Genomic DNA, 21,656 nt, shown 5'->3' with positions numbered 1-21,656 from the left:
AATCGGTAAAATTAGAATACACGCTAAAATAAAGTCCCTTTAATTTCAAAATGTCATTAACATAAACAGGTTTCATTGTTGTACCAGAAAAGTTGGGTGGTATACTGCAAGCCTCCCTTCGTCAGGCCGGAACATTCTTGCTTATTTGGGACGGTATACCCATAAAATTGCGATTTCCAACCAGAGGATCTGCAGCATGAAAAACGGACAAGTTACCTTCAAATACAGGGATTATCGCGATGGAAACAACCCCGTACGAACAATGATCTGGAGCAAGGCCTTTCCTGAACGCCGAACAAGAGCAACTCGTCTATCAAACAATTGTGAATCAGACACCTGCGGATGTTGGCTTTCCCGCCAAAATGAACTGGACTTCACCGATCATCCGGAAATGGATCGAACGAGAATTTGGCGTGATGTACTCGGACCGTGGATCCCGAGAATTGCTCTATCGTTTGAAGCTTAGTTTTACGGTGCCTACATACACTTTGGCGAAGGCGGACCCGGCGAAACAGGAAGCATTCGTGCAGAAGTTCGAAGCATATAAAAAAACTCCTGAACGGTGAAATCGATCGAATCCTGTTCATTGACGCGCATCATCCGGAATAGGGGAGATTTTCGCAAACGAACTTGCCAAAAAAGGATGTACCTTAATATTAGTTGCCCGGTCAGAGGATAAACTCAAACAAATTGCAGATGAACTTCAAGAAACGCATTCGATCCACTCATTTCATGCTGTATCCGGTTCGGACAATTTGAAAAGTAAGCGCATGGAACCGATTGATGTCGTGAACGCGGCATTTAAAGCGGTAGAAAGGAATCGCAGCCACATCATAGTTGGACGAAATAATTATATTACGGCTCAGCTGCCGCGTTTACTGCCTCGGAGCACGGTCGTAAAATTCGCTAAACGAATATTTCAGCAAGCCTTGAATATCAAGTGACATCCTTGGCTTAATATGGGGAGGTTGTTATATCATATAGAACCACTCTTTTATCCGCTGAAGCGGGAAACGGAGTGGTTCATTTTCCCTTGCGTATTCGCTTAAGTAGGTTAAGCGATGTATATCGACCACGATGAACATTTACGGTCATGCCCTTCAGTCAGCTTGGCCAGGCCGCAGCGGATAAGCTCGAATCCCTGTTTTTCCCAAAAAGCAAAAGCACAAAAATAAAGACGCTCGAGAGTGTCGCTCCCAGCGCCTTCTTTGTAATCTATTGTGTCGAATATCTATTAATCAGGTTTTTCACATCATTTTCACATCAACGGACATTATAGCCAAAAACCCTTAATATATAAGGCTTCCCAGCATCCTGTTTAATTCCTCACCAGTGATACAACCGCCTCCACATGCACCGTCCACGGAAACATATCCACCGGTTGAACCTCAACCGTCCGGTACCCGCCATCCTCCAGCACGCGCAGATCCCTCGCCAGTGTCGAAGGATTACAGGATACATACACCACCCGCTCCGGCCGCATCGCCAGAATGGTCTCCAGCAGCGCTTCGTCGCAGCCTTTGCGCGGCGGATCGACTACGATCACGTCCGGCACGATGCCTTCCTTCCTCCAGCGCGGAATAACCACTTCCGCCGGACCCGCCTCGAACTCGGCATTGCCGATTCCATTCAGAGCGGCATTGCGCCGCGCATCCTCTATCGCCTCCGGCACAATCTCCACGCCATACACTCTGCCCGCCTGGCGGGCCAGAAACAGCGAGATCGTGCCAATCCCGCAATACGCGTCAATGACCGTCTCCGATCCGGTCAGCCCCGCATGCTCTACCGCCTTGCGGTACAGCTCCACCGTCTGCACGGGGTTTACCTGATAGAACGAGCGGGCCGAAATCGCAAAGCGGATCCCGTCCAGTTCGTCATAGATCACATCGCTGCCCCACAGGACGCGCGTCTCTTCACCGAAGATCACATTCGTCTTGCGCGTATTGACGTTCTGCACGATACTCGTCACACCCGGAACCGCCTCGCGAATACGCTCTACCCAGCGCTCGACCTGCGGAATCCGCTGTCCGTTCGTCACCAGCACGACCATGGCTTCACCGGAGACAAAGCCGACCCGCGCCATCACATGGCGCAGCAGCCCGCGGCCTGTCTCTTCGTCGTACGCCGTGATGCCAAGCTCACGGCCGACGGCCTTCACCTCGGCCACAATCTCGTCATTGACCGAATGCTGGATCAGGCATTGATCCATATCGATAATACGGTGGCTGCCCCTCGCGTAAAATCCCGCAACCAGCCTCATATCCCTGACGCTTGCCGAACCATCAGCCGCTCTACCCGCTTCCGGCACCATCCCAATCGGAACCTGCGCCTTGTTGCGGTAATGCCAGGGCTTGTCCATCCCGATAGCAGGATGCACGATCACATCTCCGCTATCTCCGCCCTCACCTGCAGCAACACGCAGCTTGCCGATCCGCTCCAAATTATCCACCACATGCTGCCGCTTCCAGCGCAGCTGGGCGTCGTAGTCCATATGCTGCAGCTGACAACCGCCGCACTGCATATAGATCGGACACGGCGCCTCGACACGGTCGGGGCTGGCCGCAACCAGCTCCTGCAGCTTGGCATAGCCATACTGCTTCTTGACCTTGAGCACTCTTGCGCGCACGCGCTCGCCGGGAAGCGCTCCCTGTATAAAAAGGGTAAAGCCGTCTGCACGGCCTACCCCTTCTCCCTCATGCGTCAAACCGACAATGTCGACGACGACTTCATCATTTTTGCTGACTGGAACACTCATTTGCCTTCGATCGCTCCGTTATTCTCTAGTTTACTTATAGGTTGTATTGCCCTCTTCATCCACGAAGATTTCCAGATGCGACGGCAATATATTAAACGTACAAGGCAGCGTGCCGCCGTATTCACCATCCAGATTAAGCTGAATATAATCCGGCGTCGTTACCTGCAGCGCACGGGTCTGAAAATGAACCACATGCGGATCATGCAGATGCTCGCCGCGCAGGGCAAGCGAGGCAATCCGGATGAATTCGCCCAGATTGCATTTCTTCAGCACGATGACGTCGAGCAGCCCGTCGTCAATCGTGGCATCCGGCGCGAGCTTCTCGAAGCCGCCGACCGAATTGCTGTTGCAGATGAGGAACAGCATGATCTCCTCGTGCATCTCGCCAATCTCATCGGCCTGAAGGATCAGCTCGGTCGGGCGCAGACGCGTCATTTTCTCAAGGCCCTTCATATAATAGGCCAGCTGCCCGATCATCGTTTTCAGCTTGCTGGGCACCTCATAAGTCAGCTCCGTCAATGAGCCGCCGCCCGCAATATTGATAAAATACCGCTCGTTTGCCTTCCCAAGATCGATCGGACGCTTAAACTGCTGGATGATCAGATCGCAGGCGGACTCCCACTGCTTGGGAATACCCAGTCCCCGGGCAAAATCGTTGGTTGTGCCCAGCGGCAAAATCCCGAGCGGCGGCCGCGATTCCTTGGTCGCCAGACCGTTGATAACCTCATACAGCGTTCCGTCTCCGCCCGCCGCAATGATCATGTCGAAGCCGCGGTCCGCTGCTTCCGATGCCGCTATGGTGGCGTCCCCTTCGCTCTCAGTAGCATGGCAGCTGGTCTCGATGCCGCCCCGCTCAAGCCGCTGCAGAATATCCGGCAGCCGCCGCTTGATCTCTTCTCTTCCCGAGGTCGGATTATAAATTAATCTTGCCCGTTTAATTGACATTGTGGCCACCTACGGCATGTTCCAACCGTGCAAGCGCCGCTCCCGCGGCCGCTTGGCTACAAGTGAAACCGGCCTGTTACCCTTCCCCTTATCATATATCTTTACTTCTATCGATTAAACCAATCTCCGGCCCCGCGAATCGCCGGCAGCCGATCCGGTTCTAACCCAGCCCGGCAAGCCATCCGCTCATCTGCCGCTCCATCCAGCCGGTCATGCAGGAATGCGGAAGCATTGCGCGGCCGTTATAGCGGTAAGCCAATCCGCCCAGCCTCGCCGGTATCACTGTCCGGGTGAAATATCCCTCACTCAGAAACAGCGGCACCACAATAACCGCCTGATCCGGCCGCTTGCGCAGCATCGCGTCCAGCCTGCTTGCCGCCTGATCCGGCAGCAGCATGGCGATATCCCCGCCCGCGAAGCCGCCAAGCTGCTGCAGCCGCTGGAGCAGCTTCGTCATGCCGCTTCGCCAGCGGTCATGAAAGACCGCTTCGCGTGAGCCATGCGCCACCACCAGCAGCCGTTCCCGCTCCGGCGCCTCCGACAGCCCGCGTATGTTCGCGAGCAGCAGATCGGCGATCTGCGGATCATCGTCGATCGGCACGCCGAACCGGATACGCGTCCCCGGCTTCCAGCGAAACCGTTCCAGCTCGCCGGTCCGCGCCGGGGATACCGGCGCCTGGCCGAAGGCCTGGGCAATGTCATCCACATGCGTGCTGCCGGACGAGACAAAGAGCGGAAGGACGTAAATATCCGTCACACCTTCCGCTTCCAACTTGTCAATGCCATCTTGTATTAGCCGCCCTTCGACAATCTCCAGAAAGGACGAAACGACCGGAACCGCCTGTCCGCCAGAGGCAGCAGCCATCTCCAGCCGCTTCCCGGCCGCCGTTGAAAGTGATGAAGATCCATGCACGCTAGGGGATATTCCTGCCTGCGTTTGACCGCTCGCCAAAGGCTGCTTCACATACGAGGCTGCCGACTTCACCGCGTCATCCACCAGCCGCACCCAATCCGCTTCCCGCGAACCGTGGCTGATAACCAGCACCCCCGGCTTCATCGATTAGCGTCCTGCGCGCTCCAGCGCCATTTTGTACCCGTCATTGCCGTAATTCAGACAGCGCTTCACGCGCGAAATCGTCGCCGTACTTGCGCCGGTCTCCGCCTCTATCTGATTATATGTGGAACCCTTGCCCAGCATTCGCGCCACTTCAAGGCGCTGCGACAACGATTGAATCTCGTTCACCGTGCACAAATCGTCAAAAAAAACATAACATTCCTCAACTGTTTTGAGCGTCAATACCGCTTCAAACAGCTGATCGACCGTTTTATCGTTAAGCTTCTTAAGCTGCATCGTTTGCTTCCCCCTACCCGAACTAATATTCTCATTGTATCGGTTTCAGGCTTACTTTTCAAGCGTTACCGTATTCACGCATTACAGGATAGAAGAACCGTTCGGCTCGCAAATACCCGCACCTGCGGAATTTTTTAAGGCAAAACCGGGCATTCGTCCAATCCTTATGTTTGCCTATGCCATAGACTATAAACAAAACGGAAAAAGGTTGTGATCCGCGTGAAATACCGCTACGATCCGTCCCATAGAAGCTTTCAGCAGCCGCCTCTCGGGGGGCCGGGTCCCGGCCCCTTTCCGGGCATCTCCGATCCCTTCTTCGGCGGAGGAAATATGGGCTTTAACCAGGGAGCTCCCTTCAATCCCGGGCAGTTTCAGAACCCCGGTCCGGGCGCTATCGTTCCGCTTGCGGAGACGATTACCGAAGGCGTAACGGCAGTGCCGGCCAAAGTAGGCGGCTTCTCGCTGCCTACCAGCCTGAGCGATATCAAAGGAATTGTCGACCGGATGGGCGGCATCGAGGGTATTGTCAGCACGATGACCAAGGTGCAGAAGGTTGTCGGCAGCATTACCCAGATGGCCCCGTTGATCAAGGTGCTGGCAGGCTCCTTCGGCAAAAAAGACGCAGACGAAGAGGAGGATGCGGCAATAACGCGGCGCAAGAAGCGCCGGCGGCCAAGAGGGGCAGGTTCCGGCTCCAAGCGCAAGCGGCGCCCTGTCAGCAAGAAACGGAAGCGTTAATAAATCGCAAACGGCCTGGGGGCAGACACGCTCATCCTATTGGGATGCCCGACATTCAAGAACATTCTATGGGATAAAACGAACTTGAGTGAGCAAATGTAACCAACATTGAACAAGAAAGGCTGGATGTCAGAAGCCGCTGGACGCTTGATGCGCCTGCGGCATTGACAGCCAGCCTGTTATCATTCACGGGAAGCTACATAAACAGCAGCATAATCTGATAGATCAGAGCGGATAGAAGCACCGTCACCGGAATGGTTACGATCCAGGAGACCACGATCCGCCCGGCAAGCCCCCACTTCACAGCCGAGAAGCGCTTCGCGCTGCCGACGCCCAGAATCGAGGAGGTAATGACATGCGTGGTGCTGACCGGCAGATGCGTAAGCGTGGCGGTCAGGATAACCGATGCCGACGTGATGTCTGCCGCAAAGCCGTTGATCGGCTCGATTTTGAAAATCTTGGTGCCCATCGTTTTGATGATTTTCCAGCCGCCGATGGAGGTGCCAAGCGCCATGGCGGTTGCTGCGGATATTTTGACCCACAGCGGTATATGCTCGATGTTGTCCTGCAGGCCTGCCGTCACCAGTGCGAAGGTCATAATTCCCATCGCCTTCTGCGCATCGTTGGTGCCGTGCGTGAACGATTGGAAGGCAGCCGTTATGATCTGCCCCGTACGGAAGCCTTTGTTGATCTGATGCGGGCTGGATTTGGCGAAAATCTTCTTCAGGAGCCACATCACAATAAAGCCGCCTGCAAAGGCAATTAACGGCGAGAAAATAAGTGCTTTTACTATTTCGGTGAAGCCGCCCTCATTGAGGGCGCCAAATCCGTCCGCGCTAACAACCGCACCGGCAAGCGAACCGACCAGAGCGTGCGAGGAGGAGGAAGGAATGCCGAACCACCAGGTGACCAGGTTCCAGATAATGGCGGATATCAGTGTGGCGACGATAACCTGTACCCCGTTGTCAAGCGTGGCGGGGTCGGCGATGCCGCTGCCGATTTTTTTGGCCACGCCGGTGAACAGCATGGCTCCTGTGAAGTTCATGACGGATGCAATAACAATCGCCATACGCGGCGAGAGCGCTCTTGTCGATACGGACGTTGCAATGGCATTGGCCGTATCGTGAAACCCATTTATAAAGTCAAATGCCAATGCGAGAAAAATGACTGCTCCAACCCAGATGTACATCATATCCATACCCGCTCGTCACCTACTCCTTAGCTGTTGCGCATGATGATGGTTTCGAGTGTGTTGGCAACGTCTTCGCAGCAATCGGTCGTTTGCTCCAGCCGCTCATAGATTTCCTTGCGCTTGATCAGTTCAATCGGATCCTTCACATTGGCAAACAAACTTTTGATGCATACCCGCAGCAGATCATCGGCCTGGTTCTCCAGTTCATTAATCGAGATAGCCGGCTCCCGGATTGCCAGAAGCTTCTTCTCCGACAATAGATAGATCGCCTTCTTGATCTGCTGGGCGCTGCGGAGCAGAATTTCGGCGAACAAGGTAATATACTCATCGGGCTCCGTGACATTGTACATTTCAAAGCGCGATGCAGATGCTTCAATACCGTCCAGCACATCGTCAAGCGATGTGGTCAGCGCCATGATATCCTCACGCTCAATCGGCGTAATAAACGTTTTGTTCAGCTCTGTCAGGATGGTATGTACATAGCTGTCGCAGGTGGTTTCATACTCCTTCATATCCTTTGCGAACTGGGTAACATCCCTGATTTTCGCGACATTGACCTCAAAATATTGAACAGCCTCAAGAATCGTATCTGCCATCGCTTCCAAAGTCGTAAAAAAAATGTCCTTTTTCTTAAACATCGGTATTCCCCTTCGCCCTTATCTTTATTGTGAAAAAACATGCACTTAAGTGAACATATGAAACCGACAATAGCTTAACATAGTTTACCTTGCAATTGTTAAGGGATTGTAAAGGTTTTATGACTTTTTATGAAAAACAGCAAAAATAAATTTTCCAGCTATTTTTTTCGGTCCTTTCAAGGAGAAAAGGATCTGCCGCTAAGATTCCGGAATCGTTTCCTGCCCGAATACCCCTGCATGATTGAAGTAAAAATCCAGCCCGCACCGCTATTGTATTCCTTAACCGCTTAAAATAACCAGTCTTATGGACATTCGGTGTAAATGGGCATAGCCGCATCATCATTGTGTATCTGCTGAAGGCCATCCCCGCTGCCAAGGTAAACCGGATATTTCCCGCTTAACTGCACAGCACGGAATAAGCCAGCCGGATGCTCCCCATTGACCGGATACAACAAGAAAACCGGGTCAGCATGCCAGCCGCCCGGTCACCCGTCTTTATCTGTCTGAAACCATGCCTTAAGCATCTGAAATCATCAGCTGTAGCTCAGATGCTCCTCAAACGAGGGGGTCATCGGTACAATGTGATAGAACGTCTTGCCCGGGACAAATGGCAGCTCGCGCCCCTCCTTCATCAGCCTGATCGCTCCGTCATCGGCCCGCACCCACTCGCAGTCGACCGCCTGCCCCAGCTGGAACAGCACCGCCGGGCCGCCGGACTGCAGATCAATTTCCAGTCTTCCGTAATCGTCGTAGGTGTGGTGCGCAGCCCCGATAATAACCAGATTCGTCGCCGTCAGCTGCTCCTCCGTGGTCAAATCCGTATGCGGCTTGTCGTTGATCGACCGTGCATAGATCTTCCTGGCTTCATCGAACGCATAAGAAACCTTGTAATCCTTCAGCAGAAAATGAATTTCTACCTTCGTGGCCGCCATCCCTCCGACCGTCGCACCTACATCGGAGAACGGATAGGCCGGTATTGCGACCGTGTCCTTGTATTTCTTGTGGGCGGCGCCTTCCCGCAGCTTCTCGATGTTGGAATATAAATTATGCGGCGCTTTGCGGAACGACTCCCGCCAGAAGTAGCTGCCCGCATTGGAGATTTCATCGAGATAGGCCTTGCCCTGATGCTGCAAAATATCGTAACCGTCCGTGCTTGCCCCGGCATGCGCCAGAATCGCGTTGAAGGTATCTCCAATTTCAATCAGATAGGGGCGGTTGCTGCGGATCGGACCGATCGGATCCTTGAAATTATCGCTCTGAAAAATCGCTACCAAACGTGTGATTCCACCCTCTGCCAGCACCTCCCACACCATATCGGCATGGGGCAGACCGGACTGGGGCCGAGCCAGCGCCATATTATTGACCATAACCGCTATCGGACGCTCCAACGCTTCCTGCTCAAGCGGCAGTCCCGTAAGCGACGCCCTGAAGGCAGGGACGGGGTCCGGCTCCGGCTCCGGCTTGGGAGTAGGCTCCGGGATGGGGACAGGCTTCTCCTCGGTGAGCGGCTTGGGATCACTATTCAGCTTATCGGCTCCACTGCACCCGGAGAGACTGCCCATAAGCAGCAGGAACAGGGCAATCAGCCCGCTGCCTGCGATGCGCCGGAAGGTTGTACGGCCTTTATCAACCATGAGTAAACCACCTTTTTGCTTGTGATGACTGCCTTTTTCCTATTTCCTTATTAAACCATACGCAAAGGAGGATTGTCTTGTTTTTCATGGATGTCCGCCTGGCCGAACAAGGAGCGTCCGTTCTGGAGAGAGGATATCATGGGGCAGAACAGAGATTAGTATGCAAATGGAATTGATGTCAATTGAGCGAGTCTGAGCAGGAAGGGATACCGCCAATTTCGTGGGTATACTGTGTCACTAAGTTTCCATACTACTTAAGACCTGTTCATTTCCTGCGGGAAGAAATATCAGTAAAGGACAAGTCAACTTTAATGCTTTCTGATGTTTCAAAAAAAAGGAGCTGAAGCATAATGCCCCAGCTGATTGAATGGACGGGCCGCCACTGGCTTGTCATCGTCCTGATAATAGGAGCAGCGGCGTCTGTTGCCTACATCTTCGCGAAGCGCAAATCCCTCTTTTATAAAGAATAACAGCCCGCTCCCTTTAGATGCCGGGCTCTTCCGGAGACGGCGGCTCCTGGACCGCGAGCGGGAGACGGATGGTCACCGTTGTGCCTTCTTCCCATACACTGTCCACGCGAAAAGCCCCGCCATGAAGCTCCACGATTTCCTTGCAGATGGCAAGCCCCAGACCGCTGCCCATCTTCTGGCTCCCGCCCTTGTAGAATTTGTCCAGCACATGGGGCAGATCCTCCGGCGATATGCCGCAGCCCGTATCCTGAATGGCAATACGGGCCCAGCCGGGTTCCTGCTCGGCCGATACAACCACGCTTCCTCCGCTCGGGGTGAATTTGAAGGCGTTGTCCAGCACATTGATCAACACCTGCTTCATCCGGTTGGCATCGGCTTCCACCAGCAGCGGCGGCGTATTCCCGAAGTTTGCCGTGAGGCGGATTCCTTCCCTCTGGACGCGCGCATCGAACTGGCGCATGGTCTCCTTGACCGGCTTCAGCAGGTCCACCGATTGGGGATGCAGAATGATGCTCTTGGCATAAAGCTTCGAGAAATCAAGCAGATCCTCCACAAGCCCCGACAGCCGGTCGGTCTCCCGGTCAATAATCGTCAAGCCCATCTGAAGCTCCTCCGCATCGGAAGGGTCGCCTGCGAGCGTTTCGCTCCAGCCCTTGATCGAGGTCAGCGGTGTCCGCAGCTCATGGGAAATGGAAGAAATAAAATCATTCTTCAGCTTCTCCCGCCGGGTAAGCTCGGAGGCCATCGTATTGAGCGTCTCCGCCAGCCGCCCGATCTCATCATGATCATGCGGGGTGGCTCTGCGCGACCAGTCTCCTTCCGCCATCTGCTCGGCTACCCGCGTCAAATTACGGATCGGCCTGGCAATCCGGTTCGCCAGCAGCACGCTCATGGCAAAGAACAGCAGCACCACAATGAAGCCCACCAGCACCGTGATCCACAGCATATTGCGGACTGTTTCATCCACGCTCACCAAAGAGGCCGTGTAACGGAACATAGCGACAATATGCTTATCCTGTTTGACCGGCAGCGTGACAGCCGCAATACGCTCATTCGTCACAGGATCCACTCCGCGCCAGACGCCGCGTTTGCCTCCCATCGCCTCAAGCACATCGGGCGTTTCAACCACTTCCCCGTTTCCCGGCAGGCCGTCGCTGTCCACCACCAGGTAGCCCGTGTAGTCCAGCAGCTGCAGATGCGCGGTGCCCTCGGACATATTTTGCAGCATATAGCTTGCCTTATCCTCCATGGGCTGGTAGGAAATATTGCGGTTATGGAGGGCTGCCTCCGTCTCCGCACGCTGGATGACGGAACCGACGGCGCTTCCATAATAATAATTCCATACCAGGGTAACGAACATGGCGCCGAGCAGCACCACAACAAGCGTAATGAGCACCCCGTAGCTCCATACCATGCGAGTCCTCAGGCTGCTCATCTAAAATCCGCTCCGTTTCCAGCGGTATCCAAAGCCCCAGAGGGTCTCAATATATCGCGGATCGGATGGCTCGTCCTCAAGCTTCTGGCGGATTCGCCGGATATTCACATCGACGATTTTCAGGTCGCCGATAAAATGCCTCCCCCATACCGCATCCAGAATATCGTCGCGGCTGAGTCCTTCCCCTTCGCGCTCCATGAGCAGCAGGACAAGCGTCCACTCCGTCGGCGTAAGCACGATCTCCTCGCCGCCCTTCCACAGACGCCGCTCCGCCGCCGACAGCCGGAACGGTCCTGATCGCAGCTCGCCTGCACGCTCGCCGGGAGATCGCTGCCCCGCTTGAGCCGGCGTGCTTCCGCTCAGCATGTCTGGGCTTTCTCCTGCAGATCGCCCCATATTAGCTGCCGTACTTCCCGTCGCCGCTTCGTCCGTATGAGGCGAGCCGGGCTGCCTGCCCTGCCCGGCTCCCTGGGCAGCGGAACCGCCAGCACCTGTGCTTCCGGCTTCGTCATCGGGCGCTCCAGCTTCGGCAATGCCGCCGCTGCCCGCCGCCGCCCGGGCATCCTGCGAAGTCAAGCCGCCCGGCATCATCCGCCGGTGCAGGGCGTTCAGCCTGGCGATCAGCTCGCCGGGGCTGAACGGCTTCTGCACATAATCGTCGGCCCCCAGCTCCAGGCCGCGGATTTTGTCCTCCTCCTGGGACTTGGCCGTCAGCATAATGATTCCCATGCTCGGAAATCTCCCGCGCAGCTCGCCGCACACTTCAAAACCGCTGATCGTCGGCAGCATCACATCCAGCAGCGCTACGTCAAAAGGAGGAGAAGCCGCATAGGCAAGCGCCAATGCGGTCTCTCCATCCCCGGCTTCCGTTACATCCATTCCGTTGCGTTTTAAATTAATGCGGATAAAACCGCGAATGGCTTCCTCGTCTTCCAGCAGCAATATTCGCATATATGGCTTCTACCTCCCGACAGCGGCGGGCCGCCCGGGATAAACCTTGAGCGGACCGTCCATTTGATGCAACGATTACCTTTATTTAATCCCATGAATATTTAATGCTGGGGAATCAGCCTGAAAATCTGCTTCAACGTCACTTCATCCAGCTGCAGCTGATCATAATCCTGCTTGCTGTCAGCGGTCCAGTCCTCCGGAGCCTCCGACCAGACGGCAGCATACACAAATCCGCCAGCTTCCGTCAGCACCGTCACTCTTCTGGAATCATCCTGCAGCTCCTGCTCTTTATCGCTCCAGTCCGCCAGAGGCACCGGTTCAATCGCGAACAGCTCCGCCCGGTCCTCCGTCTGCTGATTGTAATAATCAACAGCCAGTTCTCTCACATCGCTGTCATTGGTGAGATGCACCGTATATTTCTCACGCCATTCCGCAGGAAACCGCAGCTCGTAGCCGTCCGTTTCGTCCACATATCTCTCCTGTACCACCTGGAACTCTTCCCCGCCATCCCACTGCTTATATTGTTCGAGCCAGAGAAGATCGCTGTACGGCAGGTTCGGAGCTTGTCCGGGAGCCTCCAGCGTCACGTTAATGTCCAGAATGCCGTCTCCGTTCCCGTCCCCGCCTACGGTCTGCCGGGAATTATTCTCTACGACCTCGCCGTTTGAGGTAGGCCTGGGATAAATTTTGCTGAGCTTCCCTTCATTCCAGGCCAGCATGACTGTACTGGAGGAGTGTGCTCCCAGACTGGCGTCAGCTAGGATGCCATAGCGGTCTGCAGCGATTTTGCCCACTACGATATTATAATACCCGTTCACATTCCCGTTCAAAGGGGCCGAAGCGATTTCCTCCACCTTGCCCTCATGAATGCGGTGCAAATGGGCGGAAGCCTTCATCTGCTCGCGGTCCAGCTGGATCAACACCAGCTCCGAGCGGCCATCGCCATCCGCATCGCCAATGCCAAGCGAGTCATAGGGCAGCTCGGCAATGGGGCCGGGCAGACTATCGCCGTTATACGAATCATTAATATGATAGACAGCCAGACTATGCTGAGGCTCGCCGTATTGATTCCAGCCAATCAGCACCTCCGGCTGCCCATCCTGATCCAGATCGGCCACCTGCAGCAAATCAATGCCGTAGCTTGAGGACTCGTCGAATGTGAACCATTTTTTCCAGCGGTCATTCTGCTGCTTCAGCACCATAACCTGCTCCGTATCATTCTCCGTGACGAACGTGACAATCGCTTCCTGCTCCCCGTCGCCGTCAATATCCGTTTTGTTGACGGCGGCATTCGATGCTTCCTGAACCGGAAGCGCAAGCTTGGCCCGGACCGGAAGCGCGTCGCGCACCGCTGAAGCCAGCTTCGCGTTCTCCGGCGTCGATTGCGGACTGAGCAGCAGGTCTGCCGGTGTAGTCGTGTATTGGCAGCCTGAAAGAACGAGCATACCGACCATGATTAACCCTGGCATCCAGCCGGGGCTCCCCCTTTTATATCGTCGCTTCATCTGTTATTGCCCCGTCCCTTCCGGTCGTCATAACCGCTGCAGGAGAAGACATCCGCTGTATCATTCTAAAAAAGCTTCTTCGCCAAGCGGCAAGCGGCAAACTCGCTTGCAGCACTTACGAAGGATAGATGTCTTCTTTTGTATGTTGTGCCATTCTCTGTACGCAGCAAAACTGCTTTTATGAATGAACGACCTATGGCATTCCGAGCCTCATGCTGTATGCAGCCTAATGCTTCTTCGCAGCCAATAATTGATCCACGGTTACAAAGGTATAACCCTTCTTCTGCAGGTCCTTGATCACGCCGGGCAGAGCGGCCACCGAGTTCTTAATATGGCTGCTGCCGAAGGAGTGCATGAGAATAATACCGCCCGGCTTCGTATTTTTGTTCACGTTGGCCCTGATGCTCGCTACCGATTCGCCCGCCCAGTCTCTCGTATCGACCGTCCAACCTACAAGATCGCGGTTGCTGCCGGCGATCATTGCATCCAATATATTGTTAGTCGCGCCGTAAGGCGCCCGGACCAGACGGGGCACGAACCCCACCGCCTTCTGAATCAACGTGTCCGTCCACATGATTTCATTGCCGATATGCAGGCTGTCAAGCTTCGTCAAATCCTTATGATGATAGGTATGATTGCCGATTTCATGGCCTTCCTTAACAATGCGTTTCATCATATCGGGGTATTTCTTAACCTGCGTGCCTACTGTGAAGAAGGTTGCCTTGACCTTGTATTCCTTTAAAATATCCAGAATAGCCGGTGTGTAATGATTATCCGGCCCGTCATCAAACGTAAGAGCCACCAGCTTGCTTCCAGTCTTTGCTGTATATTGTACAACCGGGAGTGTAGGTTTATCCAGCTTCACTGCCGCTGCACCACCCGGAGTGTTCGCCTTCTGCACCGTATTGCCGCCCTCAGGCGCCTTCTGTATCTGACCGCTTGCCGTATTCTTGCTGCCAGCAGCCTCCCGGACTTGCGCCTCCGATTGCGCCGCTCCCGCTCCATCGTCCCTGCCTGCTGCCGACGCTACATTACCACCTTCAAGGGGTGCTGCGTTCCCCGCTCCGCCAAGAGCCTCAGTGCCTTCGACGGCGCCCCTCACTCCTTCATCCGCCCACAGCTCCCATGCAGACTGGGTATTGTATCCGGCAATAAAGAAAATGACGGCTATCGAAATAATGAGCAGCACAAACCGACGACGTTTCTTTCTGTTTCTGGCTGTGACTGTTTCTCTGGGTATCATATCGCTCTCTCCCTGTTCATTGCTATACCTTTATGGTAAAGGAGCGATGTTAATAAGTCGTTACAAAAGTGTAACATCGGATATGTATTTCAAATTACTAACACTCCCAAGGGAATCCTATGAGCTGGAATAGATTGAAACCTTCACTATATTCCCGAATTACAACCAAAAGGGGCATCGCCATACGGACTGACGATAGGTTTTCCACTGGAACATCTAGAAGATATCGATTTTTTCCCGGGTTTCATCACTTACAATCAAATGTTTTGTAAGGGAACTAATTCAGCATAGTCGTTAAGCTAAAGAAGCATGATAGTGGAATAACGGTTTGCTTCAGATGTCGTTTTTAATAGGCATATGGCATATTGTATTTTGGGTAATTTTTGGAGGTGAAAGTGCTGTTTTTATTGAAGAAGTTTACATTTTGGCTCTCCTTAGTCAGCATACTAATATGCTTAAACAACTCAGAGTTCACTATACTGCCTATCTTATGCATTTTAGCTCATTCTTCTTGATTGCGGTTGTTATTGATTTTCTTATACACCACTTATTGAGACGTAAAAGTGTTTTAGACTAACTGGGCACGTTAGTGAGGAGCTTGCCGCGCAGCAGCTCCTTTTTCGTTTGTTAAAGTTAACTGGCAGTTTACTTGAAAGACATGAATGATAAAATAAGATAGAACACAAATTGTGATGCGAAAGAGTGATTTTCGTGAGAATAGGATTTTTTGATTCTGGCATAGGTGGTTTAACAGTACTTCATCAAGCATTGCGATTCCTTCCACATGAAGACTACATCTTTTATGCTGATACCTTACATATTCCATACGGTGAAAAACCAAAGGAAGAGGTTAGGGACTATATTTTCCATGCAGTCGACTTTATTGCCGAGCAAGACGTGAAAGCACTCGTCATTGCCTGTAATACTGCAACCTGTATAAGTATTGAAGAACTTCGCAAAAAGTATGATTTCCCAATTGTAGGTATAGAGCCTGCCGTAAAACCAGCTGTTCTAAAATGGGAAGGAAAGCAAAAAAAAGTTTTGGTTTTAGGGACTAATTTAACTCTAAAAGAGGAAAAGTTTAATACTCTTGTGAGAAGCATAGACCATCAAGACTTAGTTGAAAGATTACCCCTTCCCGGACTTGTTCAATTCGCAGAGAAATTTGAATTCGATGAAGAAAGAATTATACCCTATTTAAGAGAGGAATTATCGTCATTTGATTTGAACCAGTTTGGAACCGTTGTTTTGGGATGTACTCATTTCCCCTTTTTTGAAGATAGCCTAAAGAAATTATTTCCTGAGGGAGTAGACATTATTTCCGGAAGTATTGGTACCGCTAAAAATTTAAGACGAATACTCGAAGCAAGGAATCAAGTAGGAGGCGGTACAGGGGATATTTTGTTTTTTCAATCCGATTATAAAATTGAAGATACGGAAACGTTATCTCGTTATAAAAACCTATTATTAATGTTAGATGCGTTGAACTAACAGGTACGTTAAGCTCAACAGAAAAGGATCATTATGGTCCTTTCTTTTTGTCCATTCGCTCTCGTATCAGCATCGGCTGCTCCAAGCGGGAAACTCCTTGCTTATCAACAGTACATTATGGACTGCACCGACATTTTATAAAAGTGAGAATTAGAAATGAACGTCACAAAAGACGCCGGAACAGCAACCGTTCCGGCGTCTTTCATCTTCCATCCGCTCTATAAAATGCCTTCCTTCATCGCTTTGTACACAAGCTGCGAGAACAGGCTGTTCGACCAGACGAACCAGTCTCTCGTGTACACGCCAGGGTCATCGGCATGAAAGCCTTCATGCATATAGCCCGTATCCGCATCGGTCGCTTCCAGCATGGCGATCATCGCCAGCTTCTCCTCATCCGATGAGGCGGTTATTCCCTGCATCGACAAAGCCATATGCCAGATGTAACCCGGAGGCGTGTGCGGGCTGCCGATTCCCCGGGCCGCGCTGCCCTCGTAATAGTAAGGGTTGCTGCGGCTCAAAGCGAACCTTCGCGTGTTCTGATACACCGGATTGTCGGCGGTCGTATAGCCCAAATAAGGAATTGACATCAGCCCCGGCGTGCCGGCATCGTCAGCCAGACAGTAATTGCCGAAGCCGTCGGTCTCATACGCATAGATCGAGCCGAATTCCGGATGACGGTAGATGCCGTACAGCTCAATGCCGTGGCGGACATCCGCCTCCAGCCTGCCAAGCTCCTGCACGAGCGCGGAATCCCGGAACACCCACTCGGCAATTTCGCCAAGCTGGGCCAATGAGACCGCCGCAAACATATTGGCAGGCACATTATAGTGAAAATCGCACGCATCATCGCTTGGCCGGAAGCCCGACCAGATCATTCCCGTATAATTCACCGGCATCCCGGCGCCGTCATTGCGCAAGGTGTCGGTTGCGACGCCGTTATTGCGCGTGAAGCGGTAAAATGAAAGCTCGTCATGACGCTGCTCGGTTCTCCACAGCTTTACAATGACTTTCATCGCCGCCTTGAAATTCGCATCGAAGATGTCTGTCAGGCCGGTAGCCTTCCAATACATATGGGCCAGCCGGACCGAGAAACAGATGGAGTCGAGCTCGAACTTGCGTTCCCAGACCCATGGTCCCATCTCCGTCTCATCTGCGGCATTCCAATGCCAGTCATTCGCCGATTCATTGAATGCATTGGCATACGGATCGATGATAATCGATGCCATATGACGCTTGATCAAGCCGCCGAGAATCCGCTGCAGATCCGCATCTTCCGCGGCCAACGGCACATAGTGGATGACCTGCTCGACGGAATCGCGCAGCCACATGGCCGGGATATCGCCGGTCAGGATAAAGGTGGTATCGTCGTCCATCAGCTTCGTTGCGGTTTCCAGCGTATTGGGAAAACAATTCCGGAACAGCTGGAGCAGCTTGGGACGATGGGCCAGCTTCTCCTCCGCCTCATCCAATACTGCCTGAACGGCGGCCGGAAGCGGAAGCTCCGGCATAGTGATTTTCGGTAAACGGAACTGCTTCATCTCTTATTTCCTCCCGCATCCCCACGGGGATATGATCATCATTTAAATATAAGTTCAAAACGTTCGACTTTTAGCACCGAGAAGATCCGCTTCCTGGTAATCTTCGCGATCGAAGTCGGACGTTTTGAACAACCTTTCCATTTATTCTTTTACCGCGCCAATCGTCAAGCCCTGCACAAAATACCGCTGGAAAAACGGATAAGCCAAAATAATCGGCCCTGTTGCCAGGACCACCATCGCCATACGCGAGGTTTCCTGCGGCATATCCTGAAGCATGCCTGCATTGAAGTTATTGGAATTTTGCGTAATGAACTGCATGGTGGTTTCAATCCGCATCAGCATCGACTGCAGCGGAACGAGGTCCGGATTTTCGATATAGAGCAGGGCGTTGAACCAGTCATTCCAATAGCCCAGCGTGCTGAACAGGCCGATGGTCGCAAGACCCGGCAGAGAGAGCGGCAGAACCAGACGGATGAACGTCTGCAGCTCCCCTGCTCCATCGATCCGGCCCGATTCAATGATTGCGTCCGGCACCATCGTACTGAAGAAGGTGCGCATAATCATAATGTAGAACGCATTAACCGCCATCGGCAGAATAAGCGCCCAGATATTGTCGCCCAGGTGCAACAGCTGCGTTACGACGATATAAGTCGGGACAAGTCCGCCGTTAAACAGCATCGTGAAGAACGCCAGGAAGCTGAAGAAATGGCGGTACTTGAAGCTTTTGCGGGAAATCGCGTAAGCATACAGGGTGATAAAAATCAGGCTGATCAGCGTTCCCACGACAGTGATGAAGATCGTGACGCCGTATGAATGAAGCAGGGAATCGCCTGTTCTGAATATATACCGGTAGGCATCCAGACTCCACACGTCCGGAATAATCGCATAGCCGTTGCTGGCCAGCGTAAGCTCATCCGTAAATGAAATAATCAGCACGAAAACAAAAGGAAATACACAGGCAAAAGCGAACAACGCGGCGATAATGTTGAACACCACATTGGCCGGGGGAGACAACCGCTGGAAATCGCGGGACTTGCTTCGTGTCTTCGACATGACCGCTTCTCCTTTCTGATTAGAATAAGGCGTTGTCTTTGTTGAATTTGCGTACGATCCAGTTGGATGAGATCACCAGGATGAAGCCGATTGCCGATTGGTACAAGCCAGCCGCCGTGCTCATGCCGATCTCGCCGGTCGTTTTAAGTCCACGATACACATAGGTATCGATAACATTCGTCGTTGAATAAAGCATGCCTGAATCGCGCGTAACCTGGTAGAACAGACCAAAGTCCGCATAGAAGATGCGTCCGATTGCAAGCAGGGTCAAGATGGTCATAAGCGGCGTAAGCATCGGAATCGTAATATGCCGGATCTGATTCCATTTGCTTGCACCGTCGATCATGGCCGCTTCATAAAGGGATTTGTCGATCCCGATGATGGCTGCCAAATAAACAACGCTGCTGTAGCCGATGGTTTTCCACAAGTTGATAATAACAAGCAGGTAAGGCCATTTGTGAGGTTCCGCATACCAATTGATCGGATTCATGCCAAAGTAGCCCAGAATCTGGTTCAGGAGCCCTTTGTCCGCACTCAGAAAGCTGAACACGAAGTAGCCGACAATAACCCAGGACAGAAAATAAGGCATGAAAATAGCCGTTTGATAAATTTTGGACAAGCGTTTATTGACGATTTCCACCAGAATGATGGCCAGACCCACTGAGAATATCAGGCCCAGAATAATAAAGGCTACATTATAAAGCACGGTATTGCGCGTTATGACGTAAGCATCCTCGGTGCTGAACAGAAATTTGAAGTTATCGAGGCCCACCCACTTGCTCTGCAGGATGCTGGCCAGAAAACCTTCCTGTGTAAAGCGGTATTCCTTGAATGCGATAATGGTGCCGGCCATGGGCAAGTAGGAGAAAAAGAAAAACCATACCGTGCCCGGAAGCACCATGAACAGCATCGCTCTATTTTTGGCAATATCCTTCAGAACTCTCCCAAGCGTGCTCATTCTATCCCTCCTTATCCGGTAACAAAAGGAGGGGCGGACGCATGCATCCGCCCCCTCCTGATTCATAAAGCTTTATTTTTGCGTTGCTCTCCATGCGTCCAGTTGGGACTGGGCCTCAGCAATGATTTTGTCCAGTCCGGCCGCTTTGAATTTCTCGATTGCCTGCGGCAGGTATTTATCCGGATCAGCGGTTCCGGTCATCAGTGCCGGCCAGAATTCGCCTTTCACGTTCTGAATGGCAGCCAGTTCATTGACCACTTTGGAGCTGTCGAAGTTGAAGCCGAGCGTCGGAGCAGCTTTACCGGCATCGTTATAGGCTTTGAATTGCTCCCATTTGTCAGCAGGATCTGCGGCGCTCAGGTAAGTCAGCATGATATTGCCCAGTGCAAAAGTAGGCATATCGTAGTTTTTGGCGTCAGGCAGGTTTTCCATGTGCGTATCATCGATTTTTTTGTAATGCACGCCTTCGATACCGGAATCCACCATATTGCGCAGTACAGGATCGGTGTTAAGCAGGTTCAGGAACTGCATTGCTTTGTCCGGGTGTTTGGAGTTCGCCGAGATTGCTTGCATGGAACCCATTACCGACCAGTTGTAAATAACGGAATCGTTAGCCGGTTTGGAAACAACCGGATAGCCGTAGCTTTGCGACCAGAGAATGTCGGCGAAAGGCTGGGAAGACGCGCGGTCCAGGAACCATTTGCCTGATTTCGTCAGGTCATCTGTCGAGCTGATCGTTGCCGCTTCCGGAGAGATGTAGCCGGCTGTATAGTATTTGTGCATCGTTTCCAGCGCTTGCTTCATTTCAGGTGTTTCAAGCACATCGACGATTTTGAAATCCGTCGTATCCAGTTTTACTGCCATTGGCAGGTTTTGGATAATATAGTCATAAGGTACAACTGGAACATGATCCTTGTTGACCGCGAACGGTGCAACCTGCGGCTCTTTTTCCTTGATTGTTTTGAGCAGCGGCTCCAGGCTTTCAAGCGTATTCACGTTTGAAATGTCCAGGTTGTATTTGTCGACCAGGTTTTTGTTGAAACGCCATACTTCTTGAGTAGGCAGCTCTTTGTTGGCCGGAACGCCGTAGTTATGGCCATCGACCTTGGAGCCTTCCAGGAAGGCCGGATCAAGCTCATCCACAATGCCTTGTCCGTACTGCGTCAGCAGCTCGTCAATCGGTGCGAAAGCGCCTTTGCGTGCATTCTGCACATAATCAAACGCCCATGAGCAGGAGAAAAGGATATCCATTGGCGAACCAGATGCGGTAAGGACCTTCATCTTCTGGTCATAGTCGCCAAAATCGATCATTTTCATCGTTACAGTGACGCCGATTTTCTCAGCTGTATATTTGCTGACCTCAGCCATAACCTTGTCCATATCTTTTTGCGGAGCACCGATCGTGTACCAGACCAGATTTACCGGTTCTTCTGTGCTGCCGCCGCTGTTTCCGGCTGTGCTGTTGTTCGTGCTGCCGCCGTTATTTGCTGCTGTATTGCCGTTATTGTTCTTGCTGCCGCAGCCGCTCAGGACCATAGCAACAACCAGCATCAGCGCAAGCGCCAGACCAACGCTTTTTTTTGTTCTTGTCATTTTTGTTAACCCTCCCGTTTGATGATTGCTTCTTTCATGCCTCTTAGGCTCTTCTTTACATTAACTTATGAAAACCGTTACAAATAGAGCTTAAACTAGACATATCGTGTTCAAAATAAACAAAGAAGGACTTTTCTCCTCCTAAGAAAGAATGATCCTTCACCGT

The 21,656-nt window shown here is 52.4% G+C and carries 19 protein-coding genes and 2 pseudogenes; 5 read left to right on the top strand and 16 right to left on the bottom strand.

The genetic code is table 11. The annotated features are described in order from the left end of the window. Positions 1 to 78 precede the first annotated feature (78 nt). The 3 genes and pseudogenes from AC0YOA_RS18045 to AC0YOA_RS18035 form a co-directional block, all read left to right on the top strand. Positions 79 to 238, top strand: a pseudogene (locus AC0YOA_RS18045) (transposase); the annotation flags it as partial. Positions 239 to 362: 124 nt separating this feature from the next. Beyond that, positions 363 to 566: a helix-turn-helix domain-containing protein gene (locus AC0YOA_RS18040; RefSeq protein ID WP_475787755.1), complete on the top strand. Its 204-nt coding sequence runs from the start codon at positions 363 to 365 to the stop codon at positions 564 to 566. A gap of 39 nt (positions 567 to 605) precedes the next feature. Beyond that, positions 606 to 944 (top strand): 2-dehydropantoate 2-reductase N-terminal domain-containing protein, encoded by a 339-nt coding sequence (locus AC0YOA_RS18035; RefSeq protein ID WP_475787975.1) that lies wholly within the window; start codon positions 606 to 608, stop codon positions 942 to 944. 374 nt (positions 945 to 1,318) lie between these two features. On the opposite strand, the gene rlmD is transcribed toward AC0YOA_RS18035, so the two are convergent. The 4 genes from rlmD to AC0YOA_RS18015 form a co-directional block, all read right to left on the bottom strand. Continuing rightward, on the bottom strand, positions 1,319 to 2,755 hold the full coding sequence (gene rlmD, locus AC0YOA_RS18030; RefSeq protein WP_475787754.1) for a 23S rRNA (uracil(1939)-C(5))-methyltransferase RlmD: 1,437 nt from the start codon (positions 2,753 to 2,755) through the stop codon (positions 1,319 to 1,321). A gap of 30 nt (positions 2,756 to 2,785) precedes the next feature. Next, entirely contained in the window at positions 2,786 to 3,700 is a 915-nt protein-coding gene (locus AC0YOA_RS18025; RefSeq protein ID WP_210042347.1) for a diacylglycerol kinase, read from the bottom strand. A 160-nt stretch (positions 3,701 to 3,860) separates the two neighbouring features. After that, the gene (locus AC0YOA_RS18020) at positions 3,861 to 4,757 is read right to left on the bottom strand and encodes a sirohydrochlorin chelatase (protein WP_475787753.1); all 897 of its coding nucleotides are present in this window, start codon (positions 4,755 to 4,757) and stop codon (positions 3,861 to 3,863) included. Between the two features lie 3 nt (positions 4,758 to 4,760). Beyond that, positions 4,761 to 5,051 carry a YerC/YecD family TrpR-related protein gene (locus AC0YOA_RS18015; protein WP_188996801.1) on the bottom strand — a complete coding sequence of 97 codons (291 nt, stop codon included), beginning with the start codon at positions 5,049 to 5,051 and terminating at the stop codon, positions 4,761 to 4,763. 210 nt (positions 5,052 to 5,261) lie between these two features. On the opposite strand from AC0YOA_RS18015, the gene AC0YOA_RS18010 reads away from it, so the two are divergent. Next, positions 5,262 to 5,789 (top strand): aminotransferase, encoded by a 528-nt coding sequence (locus tag AC0YOA_RS18010; protein ID WP_475787752.1) that lies wholly within the window; start codon positions 5,262 to 5,264, stop codon positions 5,787 to 5,789. Positions 5,790 to 5,985: 196 nt separating this feature from the next. On the opposite strand, the gene AC0YOA_RS18005 is transcribed toward AC0YOA_RS18010, so the two are convergent. The 8 genes and pseudogenes from AC0YOA_RS18005 to AC0YOA_RS17970 form a co-directional block, all read right to left on the bottom strand. Further along, a complete protein-coding gene (locus AC0YOA_RS18005) occupies positions 5,986 to 6,987 on the bottom strand; it encodes an inorganic phosphate transporter (protein WP_210042351.1) in 1,002 nt (333 codons plus the stop codon). A 20-nt stretch (positions 6,988 to 7,007) separates the two neighbouring features. Next, positions 7,008 to 7,619, bottom strand: a complete 612-nt coding sequence (locus AC0YOA_RS18000; RefSeq protein WP_210042353.1) for a DUF47 domain-containing protein — start codon at positions 7,617 to 7,619, stop codon at positions 7,008 to 7,010. 533 nt (positions 7,620 to 8,152) lie between these two features. Beyond that, positions 8,153 to 9,253, bottom strand: a complete 1,101-nt coding sequence (locus tag AC0YOA_RS17995; protein WP_475787751.1) for a DUF3048 domain-containing protein — start codon at positions 9,251 to 9,253, stop codon at positions 8,153 to 8,155. A gap of 483 nt (positions 9,254 to 9,736) precedes the next feature. Beyond that, positions 9,737 to 11,158 (bottom strand): sensor histidine kinase, encoded by a 1,422-nt coding sequence (locus tag AC0YOA_RS17990; RefSeq protein ID WP_475787750.1) that lies wholly within the window; start codon positions 11,156 to 11,158, stop codon positions 9,737 to 9,739. Then, positions 11,159 to 11,524: a winged helix-turn-helix domain-containing protein gene (locus tag AC0YOA_RS17985; protein WP_475787974.1), complete on the bottom strand. Its 366-nt coding sequence runs from the start codon at positions 11,522 to 11,524 to the stop codon at positions 11,159 to 11,161. 216 nt (positions 11,525 to 11,740) lie between these two features. Further along, positions 11,741 to 12,109 (bottom strand): annotated as a pseudogene (locus tag AC0YOA_RS17980) (response regulator transcription factor); the annotation flags it as partial. 101 nt (positions 12,110 to 12,210) lie between these two features. Continuing rightward, entirely contained in the window at positions 12,211 to 13,578 is a 1,368-nt protein-coding gene (locus tag AC0YOA_RS17975) for an FG-GAP repeat domain-containing protein (protein WP_475787749.1), read from the bottom strand. A 262-nt stretch (positions 13,579 to 13,840) separates the two neighbouring features. After that, positions 13,841 to 14,857 (bottom strand): polysaccharide deacetylase family protein, encoded by a 1,017-nt coding sequence (locus AC0YOA_RS17970; RefSeq protein ID WP_475787748.1) that lies wholly within the window; start codon positions 14,855 to 14,857, stop codon positions 13,841 to 13,843. Positions 14,858 to 15,568: 711 nt separating this feature from the next. Here AC0YOA_RS17970 and murI point away from each other — a divergent pair. Then, positions 15,569 to 16,348: a glutamate racemase gene (gene murI, locus AC0YOA_RS17965; RefSeq protein WP_475787747.1), complete on the top strand. Its 780-nt coding sequence runs from the start codon at positions 15,569 to 15,571 to the stop codon at positions 16,346 to 16,348. Positions 16,349 to 16,566: 218 nt separating this feature from the next. Here the strand turns inward: murI and AC0YOA_RS17960 are convergent, their stop codons facing one another. The 4 genes from AC0YOA_RS17960 to AC0YOA_RS17945 all read right to left on the bottom strand — a co-directional run bounded on the left by AC0YOA_RS17960 (position 16,567) and on the right by AC0YOA_RS17945 (position 21,490). After that, a complete protein-coding gene (locus AC0YOA_RS17960) occupies positions 16,567 to 17,886 on the bottom strand; it encodes a glycoside hydrolase family 125 protein (protein WP_475787746.1) in 1,320 nt (439 codons plus the stop codon). 141 nt (positions 17,887 to 18,027) lie between these two features. Further along, positions 18,028 to 18,939 (bottom strand): carbohydrate ABC transporter permease, encoded by a 912-nt coding sequence (locus AC0YOA_RS17955; protein WP_475769878.1) that lies wholly within the window; start codon positions 18,937 to 18,939, stop codon positions 18,028 to 18,030. Between the two features lie 19 nt (positions 18,940 to 18,958). After that, a complete protein-coding gene (locus AC0YOA_RS17950; protein ID WP_475769877.1) occupies positions 18,959 to 19,897 on the bottom strand; it encodes an ABC transporter permease in 939 nt (312 codons plus the stop codon). A gap of 72 nt (positions 19,898 to 19,969) precedes the next feature. Then, complete coding sequence (locus tag AC0YOA_RS17945) at positions 19,970 to 21,490, bottom strand: ABC transporter substrate-binding protein (protein ID WP_475787745.1); 1,521 nt, start codon at positions 21,488 to 21,490, stop codon at positions 19,970 to 19,972. Positions 21,491 to 21,656: the final 166 nt, after the last annotated feature.

This window comes from Paenibacillus sp. JT22N12 (assembly GCF_056269365.1).
This window is presented reverse-complemented; position numbering and strand designations above follow the sequence as displayed.

Excerpts from the sequence above, each read along its gene's own strand:
- AC0YOA_RS17975 (WP_475787749.1), bottom strand. The coding sequence starts at position 13,578 with ATGCCAGGGTTAATCATGGTCGGTATGCTCGTTCTTTCAGGCTGCCAA.
- AC0YOA_RS18015 (WP_188996801.1), bottom strand. The coding sequence starts at position 5,051 with ATGCAGCTTAAGAAGCTTAACGATAAAACGGTCGATCAGCTGTTTGAA.
- AC0YOA_RS18000 (WP_210042353.1), bottom strand. The coding sequence starts at position 7,619 with ATGTTTAAGAAAAAGGACATTTTTTTTACGACTTTGGAAGCGATGGCA.
- AC0YOA_RS17955 (WP_475769878.1), bottom strand. The coding sequence starts at position 18,939 with ATGTCGAAGACACGAAGCAAGTCCCGCGATTTCCAGCGGTTGTCTCCC.
- AC0YOA_RS17990 (WP_475787750.1), bottom strand. The coding sequence starts at position 11,158 with ATGAGCAGCCTGAGGACTCGCATGGTATGGAGCTACGGGGTGCTCATT.
- AC0YOA_RS17945 (WP_475787745.1), bottom strand. The coding sequence starts at position 21,490 with ATGACAAGAACAAAAAAAAGCGTTGGTCTGGCGCTTGCGCTGATGCTG.
- AC0YOA_RS18020 (WP_475787753.1), bottom strand. The coding sequence starts at position 4,757 with ATGAAGCCGGGGGTGCTGGTTATCAGCCACGGTTCGCGGGAAGCGGAT.
- AC0YOA_RS17960 (WP_475787746.1), bottom strand. The coding sequence starts at position 17,886 with ATGAAGCAGTTCCGTTTACCGAAAATCACTATGCCGGAGCTTCCGCTT.
- AC0YOA_RS18025 (WP_210042347.1), bottom strand. The coding sequence starts at position 3,700 with ATGTCAATTAAACGGGCAAGATTAATTTATAATCCGACCTCGGGAAGA.
- AC0YOA_RS18040 (WP_475787755.1), top strand. The coding sequence starts at position 363 with ATGAACTGGACTTCACCGATCATCCGGAAATGGATCGAACGAGAATTT.
- AC0YOA_RS17970 (WP_475787748.1), bottom strand. The coding sequence starts at position 14,857 with ATGATACCCAGAGAAACAGTCACAGCCAGAAACAGAAAGAAACGTCGT.
- rlmD (WP_475787754.1), bottom strand. The coding sequence starts at position 2,755 with ATGAGTGTTCCAGTCAGCAAAAATGATGAAGTCGTCGTCGACATTGTC.
- AC0YOA_RS18005 (WP_210042351.1), bottom strand. The coding sequence starts at position 6,987 with ATGGATATGATGTACATCTGGGTTGGAGCAGTCATTTTTCTCGCATTG.
- AC0YOA_RS17995 (WP_475787751.1), bottom strand. The coding sequence starts at position 9,253 with ATGGTTGATAAAGGCCGTACAACCTTCCGGCGCATCGCAGGCAGCGGG.
- AC0YOA_RS17950 (WP_475769877.1), bottom strand. The coding sequence starts at position 19,897 with ATGAGCACGCTTGGGAGAGTTCTGAAGGATATTGCCAAAAATAGAGCG.
- AC0YOA_RS17985 (WP_475787974.1), bottom strand. The coding sequence starts at position 11,524 with ATGCTGAGCGGAAGCACGCCGGCTCAAGCGGGGCAGCGATCTCCCGGC.